This window comes from Bradyrhizobium sp. LjRoot220, from assembly GCF_964252915.1.
In the GTDB taxonomy this organism is placed as follows: Bacteria; Pseudomonadota; Alphaproteobacteria; order Rhizobiales; family Xanthobacteraceae; genus Bradyrhizobium.
In genome coordinates this window covers 1,220,081-1,235,890 of record NZ_CAXUPS020000001.1, presented here as the reverse complement: position 1 = coordinate 1,235,890, position 15,810 = coordinate 1,220,081, and the positions used below count along the sequence as shown (strand labels likewise).

Sequence of the window (15,810 nt, the reverse complement as noted above, 5' to 3'; positions counted from 1 at the left end):
CAGGAGGCGCGCCCCGGAATGACGAAGAGATGGGTCGTCGGCAATTATTCGTCATTGCGAGCGCAGCGAAGCAATCCATCGCACGGCTTGGAGCAAAATGGATTGCTTCGCTGCGCTCGCAATGACGGAGACATGAAGCTGCTCACGGCTACATCGCGTGCAGTTGATCGGCCCCCTCACCCGCCCGCCATCAAATCCTTCGCCAGCGCCATGTAGGCCGGCAGCGTGACGGGATCGTTGGCGGCGTTGCCGGCGGCGGGGTGCGAGGCGTAGCGCGCGATCACCATCTCGGCTTTCGGATCGATATAGATGCCCTGGCCGTGGACGCCGCGCGCCATGTAGGCGCGGTGGGCGTTGTGCGTCACCCACCACTGGTTCCGGTAGGAGGCGCCGGGCAACGTGGTGTAGCCGGCCGGCTTGAATTTTTCGGGATCGCCGCCGCGCGCGATGTCCTCGACCACTTCCGACGGCACGATCTGGCGGCCGTTGAAGCGGCCGTGATTGCGGATCGTCTCGCCGAAGCGGGCGAGATCGCGAAGCGTCGTCGAAAGCCCGCCGCCGCCGCTTTCGGTGCCGATGCGGTCGACATGATAATGCGCGTCCTCTTCCGCGCCCATCGGCGCCCAGATCCGCTCGGAGAGCAGATCGGACAGCGTCATGCCGCTCGCGCGCCGGATGATCCAGGCGAGCACGTCGGAATTGACGGTCTTGTAGGCGAACGCCTTGCCATGCTCGCCCTGCTTGCTCTGCGTGCACAGGAAATCGAAGATATTGGTGGCGCCCTCATAGCCCGGCTCGATCGGCGCCATGCCGTTCGCGCGCCGCAACCCGAACACACCGGAATTCCTGTCGGTATAAACTTCGGTGTATTCGAGGCCCGTCGTCATATCCATCGCGTCGCGCACCCGCGCGTCACCGAACGCGCTGGCCTTCAGCTCCGGCACATAGTCCGTGATCGGCGCGTTCGGATCGATCTTGCCCTCCGCGACCAGAATGCCGGCAAGCGTGCCGGTGAACGACTTCGTCACCGACATCGCGATATGTGGCTTGTGCGGCTTCAGCGCGCCGAAATAGCGCTCGTAGATCAGCTTGCCCCGATGCAGCACCGCGATCCCATCGGCATAGGTTTCCTCGAGCATGCCCGCAAAGGTCATCGGCCGGCCGTCCATGGTGACCGACGCCGACGCGCCGACATCATGCTCCGCGCGCGGCAACACCGACGCAGGCCCTGCCCCGCGCCAGACGTTCACCGTCGGCACCAGTTGGCGGATGTTGCTCCACGCCCAGCGCAATTCGGGGAAGCTGCGGAAGGAGCCGTTGTGGAAGGTGATGGTTTTGTCGGGCGGCGACGGGAAGCCCTGCATCCAGCCGAGGGTTTGCGGATCGGTTTCGGCGGCGGTGGGAGTGGTCTGACTGGGTACAAGCGCGACGGACATCGGGGCTAGCTCCGGAGGACAACGCGGATTCGTAGCATGGTGTCGCGTGATGGACATCCTACATTTGAGCTGGGGAGATCATCGTTGCGAGCGGTGCACGAGACTCAAAATCGTCGGAACAACGCTTTACTCAACAGCCGTGCCGCGTAGGATGTAACGCTTGTCGACGCGCATGGTGTGTTGACTCCCAAGGGGCCATCTGTGGCATTCGGTGTCTTCATCCATCGGTCGGATTCGCTTTACGAAGATACTCCCGCCGAGCAGTACCAGTTTCCCAGCCAGTATCTTGCACGCGTAGAACTATGCATCGGTGACTGGATCATCTACTACGAGCCAACAAAAGCGCAGGAGTCTCGCGGTTATTTTGCAATCGCCAAGGTTCAGCAAGTCATTCCCGATCCGAGTAGATCGGGCATGTATATCGCCATCATTGAACCTAACAGCTATCTGGATTTCGCCAATCCGGTTCCGTTCCGTGACGCCAAGGGATTACTCGAGCGGGGTCTACTGAATGAACAGGGAAAAATTTCCGGGCGCGCTCAATCCGCCGTACGACCAATTTCTGCAGTTGACTTCAATCGGATTACTGAACTCGGGCTCGCCGAGGAAACGACCTTACTGCCGCGCACTGACGCACCCTCCTCTCACCCGGGCATGCAGGAGCCGCAGACTGCTTTCCAATACGAGCAGGAACGTAGTCGCGTCGCTTATCTGACCTCCCGCATTGTCAGGGATCGTATCTTTCGCAGAGTTGTCCTGCGTGCCTACGATGCTCGCTGTGCAATCACCTCATTGAAATTGATCAACGGCCACGGACGGGCCGAGGTCGAAGCCGCCCACATCAGGCCGGTCGAGGCAAATGGGCCGGATATCGTAAGCAACGGTCTTGCCCTGTCTGGGACCGCACATTGGATGTTTGACCGCGGCCTGATCAGCGTCGCCGATGACCATGAGATACTGATCTCACGGCATGTAAACGATGAAACCGGCGTGCGTGCCATCATCAACAAGACCGGGCGGATTCTGCCGCCCGCCCGCGCAGCCGATCAACCTCACCCGCACTTCTTGCGATGGCATCGCGAAAACTGCTTCAAACTTTAGATCCATCGGGCGACTTGGTAGCCGGCCTACCCGTTTGTCGCGATGAAAAACTGCGGTGGATGACGCCGTCGGCTGATCCACCCCACGCGCTAGGAAATCTGAGTGCTGCGCCAATAATAGGCGGCAAGTCCCACATGAGTAGCAGGGGTAAGTCGACAGGATATTGGAGCGTAATTTGACTGTGGCCGGTGCAAGCCAAACCTGGTGAAGGCCCAGCACCTGAATCCCTCCGAGATCATCACACTTCAGCAAAATCCTCGAGAGCCACGCCGCTGACTCCGAAAGCGTCGAATGCCGCGCTGAGCTTGGCGGACTCACGTGCATCCCAACTTTGAGCACTCGCCCACTCAAAAAATATCTCAGGAAAGCTGGTGTTAGGCGCAAGATCGTGACACTCGCGACACATCAAGAAAAGGTTTGATATATCATTTGTGCCACCTAGCGAGCGAGCAACAATGTGACAGCGCTGAAGCGGGATACTATTCCAGCAGCGCAAAACTTTGTCCCAGCCAGCTTGGGACCCCTTGACGTCGTATCTGGTGCCGTAGCGAAATCCGCAAGCCCAGCACCCCGGCTCCGCCCAATCAATGCGGCAGCCCAATCCGCGGAGCCGGCCTTTCCAATACTCAAATATCTCTGCTTTCGACGGAAGGTCGTCCGCAAATTGGGGACCGACTAAGGGCGTTCTCGCCCCTACTCCCACTCAATCGTCCCCGGCGGCTTGCTCGTCACGTCATACACCACCCGGTTCACCCCCTTCACCTCGTTGATGATCCGCGTCGCGGTCTCGCCCAGAAACTTCATCTCGAACGGATAGAAATCCGCCGTCATGCCGTCGGTGGAGGTCACGGCGCGGAGGCCGACGACGTATTCGTAGGTGCGGCCGTCGCCCATCACGCCGACGGTTTTCACCGGCAGCAGCACGGCAAAGGCCTGCCAGATCGCATCGTAGAGGCCGTGTTTTCGGATTTGATCGATATAGACGGCGTCGGCGTTGCGCAGGATGTCGAGCTTTTCCTTGGTGATGTCGCCGGGGCAGCGGATCGCGAGGCCGGGACCCGGGAACGGATGGCGGCCGACGAAGATTTCGGGGAGGCCGAGTTCACGGCCCAGCACGCGGACCTCGTCCTTGAACAATTCGCGCAGGGGTTCGACCAGCTTCATGTTCATGCGATCAGGAAGGCCGCCGACATTGTGGTGGCTCTTGATCGTCACCGACGGGCCGCCGGTGAAGGAAACGCTCTCGATCACGTCGGGATAGAGCGTGCCCTGCGCCAGGAAATCCGCGCCGCCGATCTTTTTCGCCTCAGTGTCGAACACGTCGATGAAGAGGCGGCCGATGGTCTTGCGCTTCACTTCGGGGTCGGTGACCCCTGCGAGTTCGCCGAGGAATTGCTTGGAGGCATCCACGTGCACCAGCGGGATGTTGTAGTGGTGCCGGAACAGGTCGACGACGGTTTTGGCTTCGTCGAGCCGCAGCATGCCGTGATCGACGAACACGCAGGTGAGCTGGTCGCCGATCGCCTCGTGGATCAGCACTGCGGCGACCGCCGAGTCGACGCCGCCGGACAGGCCGCAGATCACCCTGCCCTTGCCGACCTGCGCGCGGATCTTCTCGATCGCCTCCTCGCGGAACGCGCGCATGGTCCAGTCGCCGGTGAGGCCGGAAACTTTCCTGACGAAATTGCGGATGAGTTTGGCGCCGTCGGGCGTGTGCACCACTTCGGGGTGGAACATCAGGCCGTAATACTTGCGCGTCTCGTCCTGGATGACCGCGAACGGCGCGTTGGCGCTGACGCCCGCGACCGAAAAGCCCGGCGGCATCTTGGTGATGCGGTCGCCATGGCTCATCCAGACCTGGTGCTTTTCGCCCATGTTCCAGGTGGTCTCGAACAGCTGGCTTGGCGCCTTGACCTCAACATCGGCGCGGCCGAATTCGCGGTGGTGGCCGCCCTCGACCTCGCCGCCGAGCTGGGCGGCCATGGTCATCTGGCCGTAGCAGATGCCGAGCACGGGAACGCCCGAATCGAAGATCAGTTGCGGCGCGCGCGGCGAGCCGGCTTCATGCACCGATTCCGGACCGCCGGAGAGGATCACCGCTTTCGGCTTCATCTCCTTGAAGGCTTGCTCCGCCTTCTGGAACGGCACGATCTCGGAATAGACGCCCTCCTCGCGCACGCGGCGGGCGATCAGTTGCGTCACCTGACTGCCGAAATCGACGATCAGAATCTTGTCATGCGCCGAGGCCACTGAAGGCGTCGACTCTGCTGCGGGCTGTGCTGCTGTCATGGACAGCAATTACGCGACGGGGGGCGACCTCGCAACTGTGCGATAGTGGGGAGGCACATTCTTATGTGGGCGTGGACAAAAGAGGGTTGGGTAAGTATTATTGACGTAATTGCGCCAAAACAAGTCGGGCAAGGTTCGGCCGTCCTTTGATGCATTAGTATGCGCGGTGCGGCCGCGAACTCAGTGCACCTCTCCCGCTTGCGGGGGAGGTCGGATCGCATCGCAAGATGCGATCCGGGTGGGGGCTCTCTCCCCACGAAGATTCCGACTCGCGGAGACACCCCCACCCCGCCCTCCCCCGCAAGCGGGAGAGGGAGCGCACCGCCGCCGCGGATGCATCCGATCCAGCCAAAAGCACAGGACCTCCCCCATGAAAATCCCGCCCCTCCCGTTCACCGTCACCGACTGGAGCAAGGTCGAGCCGACGACGCACAAGGGCGAGACCGGTCAGGCGCTGTGGCGGACGCTGAACATCGGCGATCTCAGGGTGCGGATGGTCGAATACACGCCGGGCTACCTCGCCGACCACTGGTGCGACCGCGGCCATGTGCTCCATGTGCTGGAGGGCGAACTCGATAGCGAACTGCGCGACGGGCGGACGTTCAAGCTGACGGCGGGCATGAGTTACCAGGTGTCTGATTTCGGCGACGCGGCGCATCGGTCGTCGACCAAGACCGGGGCGAAGTTGTTTATTGTGGATTGAGGGGCACTGTCATTCCGGGGCGCGAAGCGAACCCGGAATCTCGAGATTCCCCGATGCGCAATTGCGCATCTGAGGTTCACGCTTCGCGTGCCCCGGAATGACGGCGGAGAGAGGCTCACCCCCTCTTCAGCACCGACACAAAAAACCCATCCGTTCCCGTGCGACGCGGAGTCATCAACCAACCCTCGGGCGTCTGCAGCGCGGCCTTGGCAAAATCTTCCGCCTTGTCCCACAGCACGCTCGCGGTCTGCTCCGGCGGCACCACCGAAAACTCCGGATGGCGGCCGATAAAGCTGCGGACCTGTTCGCCGTTTTCCGGCGGCAACACCGAGCACGTAATGTACGCGATGCGGCCGCCCGGTTTCACCAGAGCGGCTGCGCGATCAAGCACTTCGGCCTGGTCCTTCAAGCGCACTTCGAGCGCGCCGGGGCGCATCCGCCATTTGGCGTCGGGGTTGCGGCGCCAGGTGCCGGTGCCCGTGCAGGGCGCGTCGATCACGACCAGATCGGCTGACGCGTGGATATCGGCGAGCGGATCGGCGTCGCCCTTCGGGGTGCGGACGTCGGCGTTATGAATGCCGGCGCGCGACAGCCGCTCGTGGATCGGCGCGAGCTGGCGCTTGTCGGAGTCGGTCGCGATCAGCCGGCCCTTGCCCTGCATCATTGCCGCTAACGCAAGAGTCTTGCCGCCGGCGCCGGCGCAGAGATCGATCACCTGCTCGCCGGGTTTTGCGGCCGACAACAGTGCCGCCAGCTGCGAGCCCTCATCCTGCACTTCAATGGCGCCCTTGATGAAATCCTCCTCGGCATGGATGCCGGGGTTGCGGGCGTCGGCGCCGAGTTCGATGCGCAGGCCGATCGGCGACCACGGTGTTACCTGCGCGCCGAGATGAGAAAGCCGCGGCAACATCTTCTCGCGGTTGGCTTTTAGGGTGTTAATGCGAAGGTCGAGCGGCGCCCGGCTCGCCATCGCGGTGGCTTCAGCGACGCGGTCGTCGCCGAACACCTCAATCAGATGCGGATCCAGCCATTCCGGGTAATCGCCCGCGATGTGCGGCGGCGCGCCGTCGAGGGAACGCGAGGTCAGCGCGGAGCGTTCGCCGTCGCTCAGGGGTTCCGGGGCAAAGCGGCCGCCGTCGCAGAGGGCAGCGATGGCGTCGGCATTCATGCCGCGTTCCAGCTTCAACATGCCGAGCACGCGCGCGCGCGACGTCTCGGAATCCATCAGCCACGCGCTCGAGGCGCGGCGGCGCAGCACGTCCCAGATCAGGCCCGAGATCGCGGCACGGTCGCCGGAACCGGCGTAGCGGTGCGCGGTGCCCCACTCCTTCAGCGCCTTGGCGGCGGGAACACGCTGGGTGTCGATGGTGTCGATCAGTTCGATGGCTGCGGACAGCCTGGCAGCGGGGGTCATTCAAAACTTTCGGTTCGAGAAGGGCGCGCTCAGATGAGCAACAGCATTTTCAGCGCGAAATAGATCCACATCGCGAGCAGCACAAGGACGCCGGCGAACCACGCCAGCGAGCGGCTCCGGACGTCGTTCGAGGTGACGAAAATCCCGGCATGGGCAAAGCGCGTCACCACGAACACCCAGGACATCAGCACGATGAAGAGGTCGGCCTTGTGCAGCGGCAGCGCCAGCGCGATCAGGATGTAGAACAGGACGGGGATTTCGAACTGGTTGCTGAAACAATTGCCGATCTGGGTGGTTGTATCGGGCCAGTTTGGCTGCCGCAGCGCGATGTCTTTCAGGCGGGTCTCGCCGGCCTTCACGGCTTGGGCGCGCGCCGTCGCCATCCAAAGCAGCAGGGCGAAAGCGAGCCCGACCAGAACGAAGACGGGCAGCAAAACCATTTGAACCGACATGAGAATTTCCCCCGAGGCCTCCAGCAGGAAGCCCACCAATAGCGGGGGTGCCGCCGCCTGACAAATCGGCTCCAGCGCTGCTTGAACCACAACCCGCGCTCGGGTGACCAAAAGCTGGAGGGTTCAGGTCATTCCGGTCCCGAACCGCTCCGGCGCGAGCTTCGAGATGGCAGCATGAATATCACCTCACCGCTTCTGACGGGCGCGGCCCGTGCGGCCGAAGTGCCCGGCGATTCCGTGACCTCCCTGCTCAAGATGGTCGGCGCTGGAACCGGCTGGTTCGATGACAGTGTCGACGGCGGCCTCGGCGTTGCGATGTCGGCACTGGCCGGCGTCGCCGCAGCCCTCGCCGTGGCCATCGTGCTGACGGTGTATTTCCGCACCGGCTACCGCAGCCCGCGCGACCTGTTCAAGCACGGCCTCGCCGTGGCCGTCGTGGTCGGCCTCGTCGCCTTCGTGGTCTACGACGTCAGGCATGCCGCGCTGGCCTATCTCGGCATCAATCCGGCAAAACCCGCGGTCGAGTTCGAAATCCGGCTGCCGAAGGCGGCGCTGACGACGGTCGCCGACACCCAGGTGGAACTGCTGACCAACCGGAACCAGAAACTGGCCAAGGTGCACGACGCATTGGCCGCGACAGCGGACGGCCGCCACGTGCTCAAGGGAACCGTGACGCTGGACTACCGCACCACCGAACGCGTGATGGTGCTCAATCTGCCCGGACAGGCACAAACCCATTTCAAGCTGCGGCTGCCGGCCAGCCCCACGCATTCCGACCAGTTCGGGCCGTGGCATCTGGCCGACGGCATCACGCGCGCGAAGGGCGACAAGGTGACGTCGGAAGCCCACAACGCCTTCGCGATCCGCTACCGGGTGCTGTGATTCTTCCCTTCTCCCCTTGTGGGATCGAGACGAGCGAAGCTCGCTCTTGAGGTGGCGCGAAGCGCCGGATGAGGGGTTCTCTCCGCGAAGTCTGTGTCCGCGGATAGAACCCCTCACCCGTCTCGCATGAGCTCCGCTCATTCGATCCACCCTCTCCCACAAGGGGAGAGGGGAAGATGCGCCCTTCTCAATTCAAACATCTTTTCAAACAACCATTCAAACAACCTTGCCCGCGCTGTCATCGTGCGAACGACAGCGCCCACAATTTCATTATTCCGTCGCCGACAAACCTACAATCGGCGGCGAAAGGATTTTCGCATGAGCCAATTTCGCCTGACCCAAATTTCCGACACCCACCTCGCCCGCCGCCTGCAAAAGCTCACCGACAATTTTCATCGCGTCGCTGCGCATATCGACGCGACGCGGCCCGATCTCGTGATCAACAGCGGCGACGTCGCCTTCGACGGCCCGACCAGCCGCGCCGATCTCGAATTCGCCAGGGGCCTGCACGCCGAGCTTCCGGTACCTTGCCGCTATCTGCCCGGCAATCACGACATCGGCGACAATCCGACCGCGGTTGGACCGGCGCCGACGCAGCCGGCAACCGAAGCGCACCGGCAGAATTTTGTCGATGTCATCGGCGAGGACCGCTGGCGTTTCGACGCAGCCGGCTGGTGCTTTGTCGGGCTGAACTCGCTGATCATGAACACCGGGATTGCCAGCGAGGCCGAGCAGTTCGACTGGCTCGGCTCGGAACTGTCGCGCGCGAACGGCAAACCCGTCGCGCTGTTCCTGCACAAGCCGCTTTATCTCAACGCGCCCGAGGATCCCGAGCTGGAATCATCCGCGATCCGCTACGTGCCGCAGCCGGCGCGCCAGCGGCTGATCGAGATGTTCGGCACGGTCGATCTGCGCCTGATCGGCTCCGGCCACGTCCATCAGCGTCGCGATTTCACCTATGGCCGCGTCCGCCACGTCTGGGCGCCGTCGGCCGGCTTCATCATTCCTGATCGCATGCAGGAAGTGATCGCGCTGAAGGAAACCGGGCTGGTGGAATACCGCTTCACGCCCGACAGTTTTGAAGTCCGCCACATCAGAGCGCCGGGCCAGGTCGATGTCGACCTGGACGAGTTGCTTTACCCGGATCGAAAGGCCTAGCTCGTCATGGCCGGGGCATAGGCGAGCGTAAGCGACGCCGTCCTCCGACGGCTATGCCCGGCCATGACGGAAAGTGAAGCGATTTCGGCCTACGCCTTGTCAGGCCCGACCCGCACCAATTGCTTGCCGAAATTGGCGCCCTTGAGCAGGCCCATGAATGCCGCCGGCGCGCTGTCGAGGCCTTCGGTGACGAACTCCTTGTGCTTGACCTTGCCTTCGCGGAACCATCCCGACATGTCGCGCAGGAAGTCGCTGTGGCGCGCGGCGAAATCGCTGACGATGAAGCCGCGGATGGTGAGGCGCTTGGTCAGCACCGCGCGCATCATCTTGCCGGCCCATTTCGGCGAGGTCTCGCCGAAATTGTTGTATTCCGCGATCAAGCCGCAGACCGGCACGCGCGCGAACGCGTTGAGCTGCGGGAATACCGCCTCGAACACCGCACCGCCGACGTTTTCAAAATAGACGTCGATGCCTTTCGGGCAGGCGTCCTTCAGCTTCGCCGCCAAATCAGGATCGCGGTGATCGAGGCAATCGTCGAAGCCGAGTTCCTTTTTGACGTAGTCGCATTTGTCCTTGCCGCCGGCGATGCCGATCGCCCGCGCACCCTTGATCCGCGCGATCTGGCCCACCGCCGAACCGACCGCGCCGGAGGCCGCCGCCACCACGACGGTCTCGCCCGGCTGCGGCTTGCCGATGTCGAGCAGGCCGGTATAGGCGGTCATGCCGGGCATGCCGAGCACGCCGACCGCGGTCGAGATCGGCGCGATCTTCGGATCGATCTTGGTCAAACCCTTGCCGTCGGAAATCGCATGCGTCTGCCAGCCGGCGCGCGACAGCACGATGTCGCCCTTGGCAAAACCGGGATTGTTCGACGCGATCACCTCGCTGACGGTGCCGCCTTCCATCACGCCGTCGATCGGCACCGGCGCCGCATAGGACGGGCCGTCGCTCATCCGCCCGCGCATATAGGGATCGAGCGACAGCCAGATGGTACGCAGCAGGACCTGGCCTTCACCGGGCGTCGGCGCGGTATATTCCTCGAGGCGGAAGTCGGATGGTTTTGGTTCGCCGACCGGGCGGGCGGCGAGCACGATGCGTTTTGCGGATTGGGACATGGTTGGTTCCTCCGGATTTTGTTCGTTCGTCATTGCGAGCGTAGCGACGATGCTACGTCATTCCGGGATGGCGCGTAAGCACCAGACCTCAAATGCGCACGCGCGCATTGGGGAATCTCGAGATTCCGGGTTCGCTTCGCGCCCCGGAATGACGGCATAATATCAGGCCGCGATTTTCGCCAGTGCCGCCTCAAACGCTGCCGCCGCGCTTGGCAAATCCGGGAACGAAAGCCCGCTATCCGCGGTCTGCTTCTGCGCTTCCGTTGCGGTCGGACGGATCTGTGCGATCGGCTTTCCGCCATCAAGCAGCGCCAGCGGCGCGATCACGTGAAATTCATGGGCTTCCACCGGCGCATCCTTCAGCAGGAAAACGCTGAGCGAAACGATGTCCTTGCCGCGCCGATAGGAAATGTAACGGTCGACCGCGACCGAGCCGTCGCGTTGCATGCCGCCGAGTTTTGCAAAACCCTTCGAGTCGAGCAGCTTGTGGGCCTTGAAGCCCTTGACGCCCTCCGATTTCGCTTTGGCGGTCTCTTCCGACAGATCGAATTTCGCCGCCATCGCCTTGCCGATTTCGGCAAGCTGCTCCGACATGCCGTGCTCGAACTCTTTCAGCTCGGTGCGCGGCTTCGATGCCTTGCCTGGCTTGGCGGCGTTGCGCTTTTCCAACTCGGCATTGCACCGCGCGACGATATCGGCGGCAGCTTTCCGCTCGGCGTTGACGAGCAGATTCTTCAAATCCTGATTTGAAAGCGCGGCAATCCTGTCGTCCGACCAATCGACCATGATGTTCTATTTCTTTCTATGGCGAGGCCGTTATTCCGGGATGGTGCGTAAGCACCAGACCCGGAATCTCGAGATTCCGGGTTCGATGCTGCGCATCGCCCCGGAATGACGGGCCTGGCTTACACTCCGCCCGGATAGTTCGGGCTTTCGCGGGTGATGGTGACGTCGTGGACGTGGCTTTCGCGCAAGCCCGCGCCGGTGATGCGAACGAACTCTGCCTTCTCGTGGAATTCGGCAAGGTTGCGGGCGCCGACATAGCCCATCGCCGCGCGAAGACCGCCGGCGAGCTGGTGCATGACGTTGCCGACCGGGCCCTTGTACGGCACCTGGCCCTCGATGCCTTCAGGCACCAGCTTGAGCGTGTCCTTGATGTCCTGCTGGAAGTAGCGGTCGGCCGAGCCGCGCGCCATCGCGCCGACCGAGCCCATGCCGCGATAGGCCTTGTAGGAACGGCCCTGCCACAGGAACACTTCACCCGGCGTCTCGTCGGTGCCGGCCAATAGCGAGCCGACCATGGCGATGTCGGCGCCGGCGGCGAGCGCTTTGGCGAGATCGCCGGAATATTTGATGCCGCCATCGGCGATCACGGGAATGCTGGATTTCTTGGCGGCCTCGACCGCGTCCATGATCGCGGTGAGCTGCGGCACGCCGACACCGGCGACGATCCGCGTGGTGCAGATCGAGCCCGGCCCGATGCCGACCTTGATCGCGTCCGCGCCGGCATCGATCAGCGCCTGCGCGCCTTCCTTGGTGGCGATGTTGCCGGCGATGACCTGTACGGCGTTGGAAAGCCGCTTGATGCGATTGACGGCTTCCAGCACCCGCGAGGAATGGCCGTGCGCGGTGTCCACCACGATGAGATCGACGCCGGCGTCGATCAATAGCTCGGTGCGTTCAAAGCCGCCCTCGCCGACCGTGGTCGCCGCCGCGACGCGAAGCCGCCCCTGCGCGTCCTTGCAGGCGAGCGGATGCGCGACCGCCTTTTCCATGTCTTTTACGGTGATCAGGCCGACGCAGCGATACTGCTCATCGACGACCAGCAGCTTTTCGATGCGATGCTTGTGCAGCATCCGCTTCGCCTCGTCCTGGCTGACGTCTTCGCGCACCGTGACGAGGCCTTCATGCGTCATCAGCTCGGAGATTTTTTGCCGGGGGTCTGTGGCAAACCGCACGTCGCGGTTGGTGAGGATGCCGACCAGTTTGCCGGGAACACCTTTGGAGGCACCGGTGACCACGGGGATGCCGGAGAAGCCGTGATCTTTCATCAGCGCCATCGCGTCCGACAGCATGGCGTCGGGGCCGATGGTCAGCGGATTGACCACCATGCCGGACTCGTACTTCTTGACCTGCCGCACCTGGGCGGCCTGGCCATCGGGATCGAAATTGCGGTGGATGACGCCGACGCCGCCGGCCTGCGCCATCGCGATCGCCATGCGCGCTTCGGTGACCGTATCCATCGCCGAGGCAATGATCGGAATGTTGAGCGGGATCGCGCGGGTGACGCGGGAGCGGATATCGGCCTCGGAGGGCAGGATATCCGACAGACCGGGTTTGAGCAGCACGTCGTCGAACGTGTAGGCTTCGCGGATACCCTGAAGTCCCTGCGCCATTTGCCAACTCCTTTCGGCGGCACTCCGCCGCATATTATTGGGGATGAACGCCGCCGTCGGCGATGCTACCGGCATCGCCGTCGAATCGAAGCCCATCAGTGGGGTTGACGGTGGTCGATAGCATGGCGGACGGCCGAATCAAAGCATTTGGCCGCCATGCACAGGCTTTTCCCGAAAAACCCGCTATTGAAAGGCCTTAGCGCTGATATCCCGGCGGCGGGCCGTGCTGGCGGATCGCCTCCACCACCTCCCGGTGCCGGCGGTCCTCCCGCTTCATATGGACCGCGATCAGCGCATGCGCCGAGGGCACCAGCAGCAGGACGTGGAAAATCAAGCCGAAAACCAGGCAAAATACCAAGAGAACGAGGTTGAAGATCGCCGAAAATGGCTGCCCGTTCAGCAGCAGCCCGAGCGGCGGCAACAGCGCGGCAAACAGGTAGATCATCGTCGGGTCTCCGGTGGCACCAAACAGCGGCATCGCAGAGGATTTAGGTGGTTCTGGACCCAACGCAATGGGCTGCGGGGCACTCCCCGGGATTAGCCTGTTTCATTCGATCAAGAGATCGACTGGCACACCGAGCGCCCGAGCGAATTTCTTCTGCAATTCGGCCGGACCTTTGCGACGGCCGGTTTCGATCTCCGACAGGTAGTTCTGGCTAATGCCGACCGCCACCGCCAACTCGCCTTGGATCATGTCACGCCATTCGCGGATGACGCGCACCGCGTTGTCGCCGTTTGCGAGACGATCAGCCACGGCTTTCGGCAGAACGACTTCGCGGCCTTCCTTGAGACTACGCGTGGAATTGCGGACGATCCGGCTCGCGGCAGCATCTTCCCGTGCTTCGGCGGCGAGAGCTACCAACTGGTCATATTCATTGCGCGGCAGCACGGCGAGATCATCGCCACTGGGCGTGCGGATGAACTGGACATTGCCTTTTGCGGTGCCGGTTTTTGCCATCGTGTCCTCTAGTCATAGATATCGCGGCGGTGCCCGACCGCGTGAATGGTGATGGTGTTGGCGCTGACCGTGAACACGACGCGCCAGTCACCACAGCGCAACCGCATTCCGGCGACGCCTTTGAGCGCTTTCACATCACCGACGCCAGTTTCCGCGTACGCCTTCAATTTGAGATCAATCTGCGCCCGCGTTGTTGCGGTTAGTTTTCGCCATTGGCGGACGGCGGCGGAAGTGAATTCGATCTCTTCACCGCCTATAAATCGCATAATGCGATAGACAAGTAAAGCCGTGTAATCGCACAATGCGATATTTGACTGACGTCACGAAGGATTTAGGTGGCCTGCGCAGTTCCGCAATGGTTTGTCCGGCATCGGGGTGATACAGCCCAACTCGCCCCACTTGCCCTCCACGCCCCGATTCCCATGAACAAACAGCGCCTGATCCCGCTCATCGTGGCCACTGCCCTGTTCATGGAAAACATGGACGCGACGGTGATTGCGACCTCGCTGCCGGCGATCGCGGCGGATATCGGCACCAGCCCGCTGACGCTGAAGCTGGCGATCACCTCGTATCTGCTCTCGCTCGCGGTGTTCATTCCCGCCAGCGGCTGGACCGCCGATCGCTTCGGCGCGCGGATGGTGTTTTCGATCGCCATCGGCGTCTTCATGCTGGGATCGATCGGCTGCGCGATGTCGACTTCGGTCACGCATTTCGTGATCGCGCGCATCCTGCAAGGCCTCGGCGGCGCGATGATGACGCCGGTCGGGCGATTGGTGCTGCTGCGCTCGATCGACAAGCGCGGACTGGTGCAGGCGATGGCATGGGTGACGGTGCCGGCGCTGATCGGCCCGGTGATCGGGCCGCCGCTCGGCGGCTTCATCACCACCTATTTCTCCTGGCACTGGATTTTCCTGATCAACATTCCGATCGGGCTGCTCGGCATCTTCATGGCGATGAAATACATCGATCCGATCCGCAGCGAGGACCCGGAACGTTTCGATCTCTACGGGCTCGTGCTGGCGGGCATTGGGCTGGCCGGCATTGCTTTCGGCCTCTCGGTCGCCGGGCTCAATTTGCTGCCGTGGACCATTGTCGCGGGCCTCGTCGCGGTCGGTTCGATCTCGATGGCGCTTTATGTGATGCATGCGCGGAAAACCGGATCGCCGGTGCTGGATTTTTCCCTGCTGCGGCTGCCGACGCTGCGCGCCAGCATCTATGGCGGCTTCCTGTTCCGGCTCGGCATCGGCGCGCTGCCGTTCCTGCTGCCGCTATTGATGCAAGTCGGCTTCGGGCTGTCGCCGTTCCAGTCGGGTTTGGTGACGTTCTCGTCCGCGGTCGGCGCCATGGGCATGAAGACGCTGGCTGCGCGCATCATCCGCACCTTCGGCTTCCGCAACCTGATGACGGTCAACGCCGTGATCAGCTCGGTGTTTCTCGCGGCCTGCGCCCTGTTCACAATCACGACGCCCTTGATGCTGATCTTCATCATCCTCGTGGTCGGCGGCTTCTTCCGCTCGCTGCAATTCACCGCGATCAATACAGTCGCCTATGCCGAGGTCGAACCAGCGCAGATGAGCCGCGCCACCACGCTGGTCAGCGTCAACCAGCAGCTGGCGACGTCAGCAGGTGTCGCCGTCGGCGCATTCTCGGTGGAATCGACCATGTTGTTGCATCAAGCGACCGAGTTGGACGCGACCATGTTCGGCCCGGCCTTCATCGTGGTCGCGATCTTCTCGGCGGTGTCGGCATATTTCTTCTGGCAGATGCCTGATGATGCCGGTCATGAAATCTCCGGCCGCAAGGCGGTCGAGATTTCCAGCCGCAAGGGCGCGGAAAAGGCGGCGACAAAAGCCGCCAGCGAAGGCACCGAGGACGCGCGGGATCAGCGGCTGGGATAGATCCGTCA

General features: G+C 62.8%; 16 protein-coding genes. 5 read left to right on the top strand and 11 right to left on the bottom strand.

Annotation, left to right across the window (positions count from 1 at the left end):
- Window positions 1-176: 176 nt before the first annotated feature.
- Entirely contained in the window at window positions 177-1,436 is a 1,260-nt protein-coding gene (locus ACSQ84_RS05205) for a serine hydrolase domain-containing protein (protein WP_436210547.1), read from the bottom strand.
- 201 nt (window positions 1,437-1,637) lie between these two features.
- On the opposite strand from ACSQ84_RS05205, the gene ACSQ84_RS05200 reads away from it, so the two are divergent.
- The gene (locus tag ACSQ84_RS05200; RefSeq protein WP_436210546.1) at window positions 1,638-2,537 is read left to right on the top strand and encodes an HNH endonuclease; all 900 of its coding nucleotides are present in this window, start codon (window positions 1,638-1,640) and stop codon (window positions 2,535-2,537) included.
- A 238-nt stretch (window positions 2,538-2,775) separates the two neighbouring features.
- Here the strand turns inward: ACSQ84_RS05200 and ACSQ84_RS05195 are convergent, their stop codons facing one another.
- Window positions 2,776-3,240 carry an HNH endonuclease gene (locus ACSQ84_RS05195; protein ID WP_436210545.1) on the bottom strand — a complete coding sequence of 155 codons (465 nt, stop codon included), beginning with the start codon at window positions 3,238-3,240 and terminating at the stop codon, window positions 2,776-2,778.
- Window positions 3,231-4,826 (bottom strand): glutamine-hydrolyzing GMP synthase, encoded by a 1,596-nt coding sequence (guaA, locus tag ACSQ84_RS05190; protein WP_436210544.1) that lies wholly within the window; start codon window positions 4,824-4,826, stop codon window positions 3,231-3,233. Before guaA ends, ACSQ84_RS05195 begins: the two co-directional genes overlap by 10 nt.
- Window positions 4,827-5,196: 370 nt before the next feature.
- Here guaA and ACSQ84_RS05185 point away from each other — a divergent pair, with 370 nt between their 5' ends.
- On the top strand, window positions 5,197-5,529 hold the full coding sequence (locus ACSQ84_RS05185) for a DHCW motif cupin fold protein (RefSeq protein WP_436210543.1): 333 nt from the start codon (window positions 5,197-5,199) through the stop codon (window positions 5,527-5,529).
- Between the two features lie 115 nt (window positions 5,530-5,644).
- Here ACSQ84_RS05185 and ACSQ84_RS05180 read toward each other — a convergent pair whose 3' ends face one another.
- Together ACSQ84_RS05180 and ACSQ84_RS05175 are read right to left on the bottom strand one after the other, a co-directional pair.
- Entirely contained in the window at window positions 5,645-6,943 is a 1,299-nt protein-coding gene (locus ACSQ84_RS05180; protein WP_436210542.1) for an RsmB/NOP family class I SAM-dependent RNA methyltransferase, read from the bottom strand.
- Window positions 6,944-6,972: 29 nt separating this feature from the next.
- A complete protein-coding gene (locus tag ACSQ84_RS05175) occupies window positions 6,973-7,395 on the bottom strand; it encodes an MAPEG family protein (RefSeq protein WP_436210541.1) in 423 nt (140 codons plus the stop codon).
- A gap of 174 nt (window positions 7,396-7,569) precedes the next feature.
- Here ACSQ84_RS05175 and ACSQ84_RS05170 point away from each other — a divergent pair, with 174 nt between their 5' ends.
- Together ACSQ84_RS05170 and ACSQ84_RS05165 are read left to right on the top strand one after the other, a co-directional pair.
- Window positions 7,570-8,277 carry an acriflavin resistance protein gene (locus ACSQ84_RS05170; protein ID WP_436210540.1) on the top strand — a complete coding sequence of 236 codons (708 nt, stop codon included), beginning with the start codon at window positions 7,570-7,572 and terminating at the stop codon, window positions 8,275-8,277.
- 318 nt (window positions 8,278-8,595) lie between these two features.
- Complete coding sequence (locus ACSQ84_RS05165; RefSeq protein ID WP_436210539.1) at window positions 8,596-9,435, top strand: metallophosphoesterase family protein; 840 nt, start codon at window positions 8,596-8,598, stop codon at window positions 9,433-9,435.
- 89 nt (window positions 9,436-9,524) lie between these two features.
- Here the strand turns inward: ACSQ84_RS05165 and ACSQ84_RS05160 are convergent, their stop codons facing one another.
- From ACSQ84_RS05160 to ACSQ84_RS05135, 6 genes are all read right to left on the bottom strand, one after another.
- Window positions 9,525-10,550 carry an NADP-dependent oxidoreductase gene (locus tag ACSQ84_RS05160; RefSeq protein WP_436210538.1) on the bottom strand — a complete coding sequence of 342 codons (1,026 nt, stop codon included), beginning with the start codon at window positions 10,548-10,550 and terminating at the stop codon, window positions 9,525-9,527.
- 162 nt (window positions 10,551-10,712) lie between these two features.
- Window positions 10,713-11,336, bottom strand: coding sequence for a hypothetical protein (locus ACSQ84_RS05155; RefSeq protein ID WP_436210537.1), 624 nt, complete (start codon window positions 11,334-11,336; stop codon window positions 10,713-10,715).
- A gap of 119 nt (window positions 11,337-11,455) precedes the next feature.
- A complete protein-coding gene (gene guaB, locus ACSQ84_RS05150) occupies window positions 11,456-12,946 on the bottom strand; it encodes an IMP dehydrogenase (protein WP_436210536.1) in 1,491 nt (496 codons plus the stop codon).
- Window positions 12,947-13,142: 196 nt separating this feature from the next.
- Complete coding sequence (locus tag ACSQ84_RS05145) at window positions 13,143-13,391, bottom strand: hypothetical protein (RefSeq protein WP_436210535.1); 249 nt, start codon at window positions 13,389-13,391, stop codon at window positions 13,143-13,145.
- Between the two features lie 102 nt (window positions 13,392-13,493).
- Window positions 13,494-13,904: a helix-turn-helix transcriptional regulator gene (locus ACSQ84_RS05140; RefSeq protein WP_436210534.1), complete on the bottom strand. Its 411-nt coding sequence runs from the start codon at window positions 13,902-13,904 to the stop codon at window positions 13,494-13,496.
- Window positions 13,905-13,912: 8 nt separating this feature from the next.
- Window positions 13,913-14,206, bottom strand: coding sequence for a type II toxin-antitoxin system RelE family toxin (locus ACSQ84_RS05135; RefSeq protein WP_436210533.1), 294 nt, complete (start codon window positions 14,204-14,206; stop codon window positions 13,913-13,915).
- Window positions 14,207-14,326: 120 nt separating this feature from the next.
- Here ACSQ84_RS05135 and ACSQ84_RS05130 point away from each other — a divergent pair, with 120 nt between their 5' ends.
- Window positions 14,327-15,802: an MFS transporter gene (locus ACSQ84_RS05130; protein WP_436210532.1), complete on the top strand. Its 1,476-nt coding sequence runs from the start codon at window positions 14,327-14,329 to the stop codon at window positions 15,800-15,802.
- The last annotated feature ends 8 nt before the right edge of the window (window positions 15,803-15,810 follow it).

Excerpts from the sequence above, each read along its gene's own strand:
- ACSQ84_RS05145 (WP_436210535.1), bottom strand. The coding sequence starts at position 13,391 with ATGATCTACCTGTTTGCCGCGCTGTTGCCGCCGCTCGGGCTGCTGCTG.
- guaA (WP_436210544.1), bottom strand. The coding sequence starts at position 4,826 with ATGACAGCAGCACAGCCCGCAGCAGAGTCGACGCCTTCAGTGGCCTCG.
- ACSQ84_RS05170 (WP_436210540.1), top strand. The coding sequence starts at position 7,570 with ATGAATATCACCTCACCGCTTCTGACGGGCGCGGCCCGTGCGGCCGAA.
- ACSQ84_RS05180 (WP_436210542.1), bottom strand. The coding sequence starts at position 6,943 with ATGACCCCCGCTGCCAGGCTGTCCGCAGCCATCGAACTGATCGACACC.
- ACSQ84_RS05160 (WP_436210538.1), bottom strand. The coding sequence starts at position 10,550 with ATGTCCCAATCCGCAAAACGCATCGTGCTCGCCGCCCGCCCGGTCGGC.
- ACSQ84_RS05185 (WP_436210543.1), top strand. The coding sequence starts at position 5,197 with ATGAAAATCCCGCCCCTCCCGTTCACCGTCACCGACTGGAGCAAGGTC.
- ACSQ84_RS05205 (WP_436210547.1), bottom strand. The coding sequence starts at position 1,436 with ATGTCCGTCGCGCTTGTACCCAGTCAGACCACTCCCACCGCCGCCGAA.
- guaB (WP_436210536.1), bottom strand. The coding sequence starts at position 12,946 with ATGGCGCAGGGACTTCAGGGTATCCGCGAAGCCTACACGTTCGACGAC.
- ACSQ84_RS05140 (WP_436210534.1), bottom strand. The coding sequence starts at position 13,904 with ATGGCAAAAACCGGCACCGCAAAAGGCAATGTCCAGTTCATCCGCACG.
- ACSQ84_RS05155 (WP_436210537.1), bottom strand. The coding sequence starts at position 11,336 with ATGGTCGATTGGTCGGACGACAGGATTGCCGCGCTTTCAAATCAGGAT.
- ACSQ84_RS05175 (WP_436210541.1), bottom strand. The coding sequence starts at position 7,395 with ATGTCGGTTCAAATGGTTTTGCTGCCCGTCTTCGTTCTGGTCGGGCTC.
- ACSQ84_RS05165 (WP_436210539.1), top strand. The coding sequence starts at position 8,596 with ATGAGCCAATTTCGCCTGACCCAAATTTCCGACACCCACCTCGCCCGC.
- ACSQ84_RS05130 (WP_436210532.1), top strand. The coding sequence starts at position 14,327 with ATGAACAAACAGCGCCTGATCCCGCTCATCGTGGCCACTGCCCTGTTC.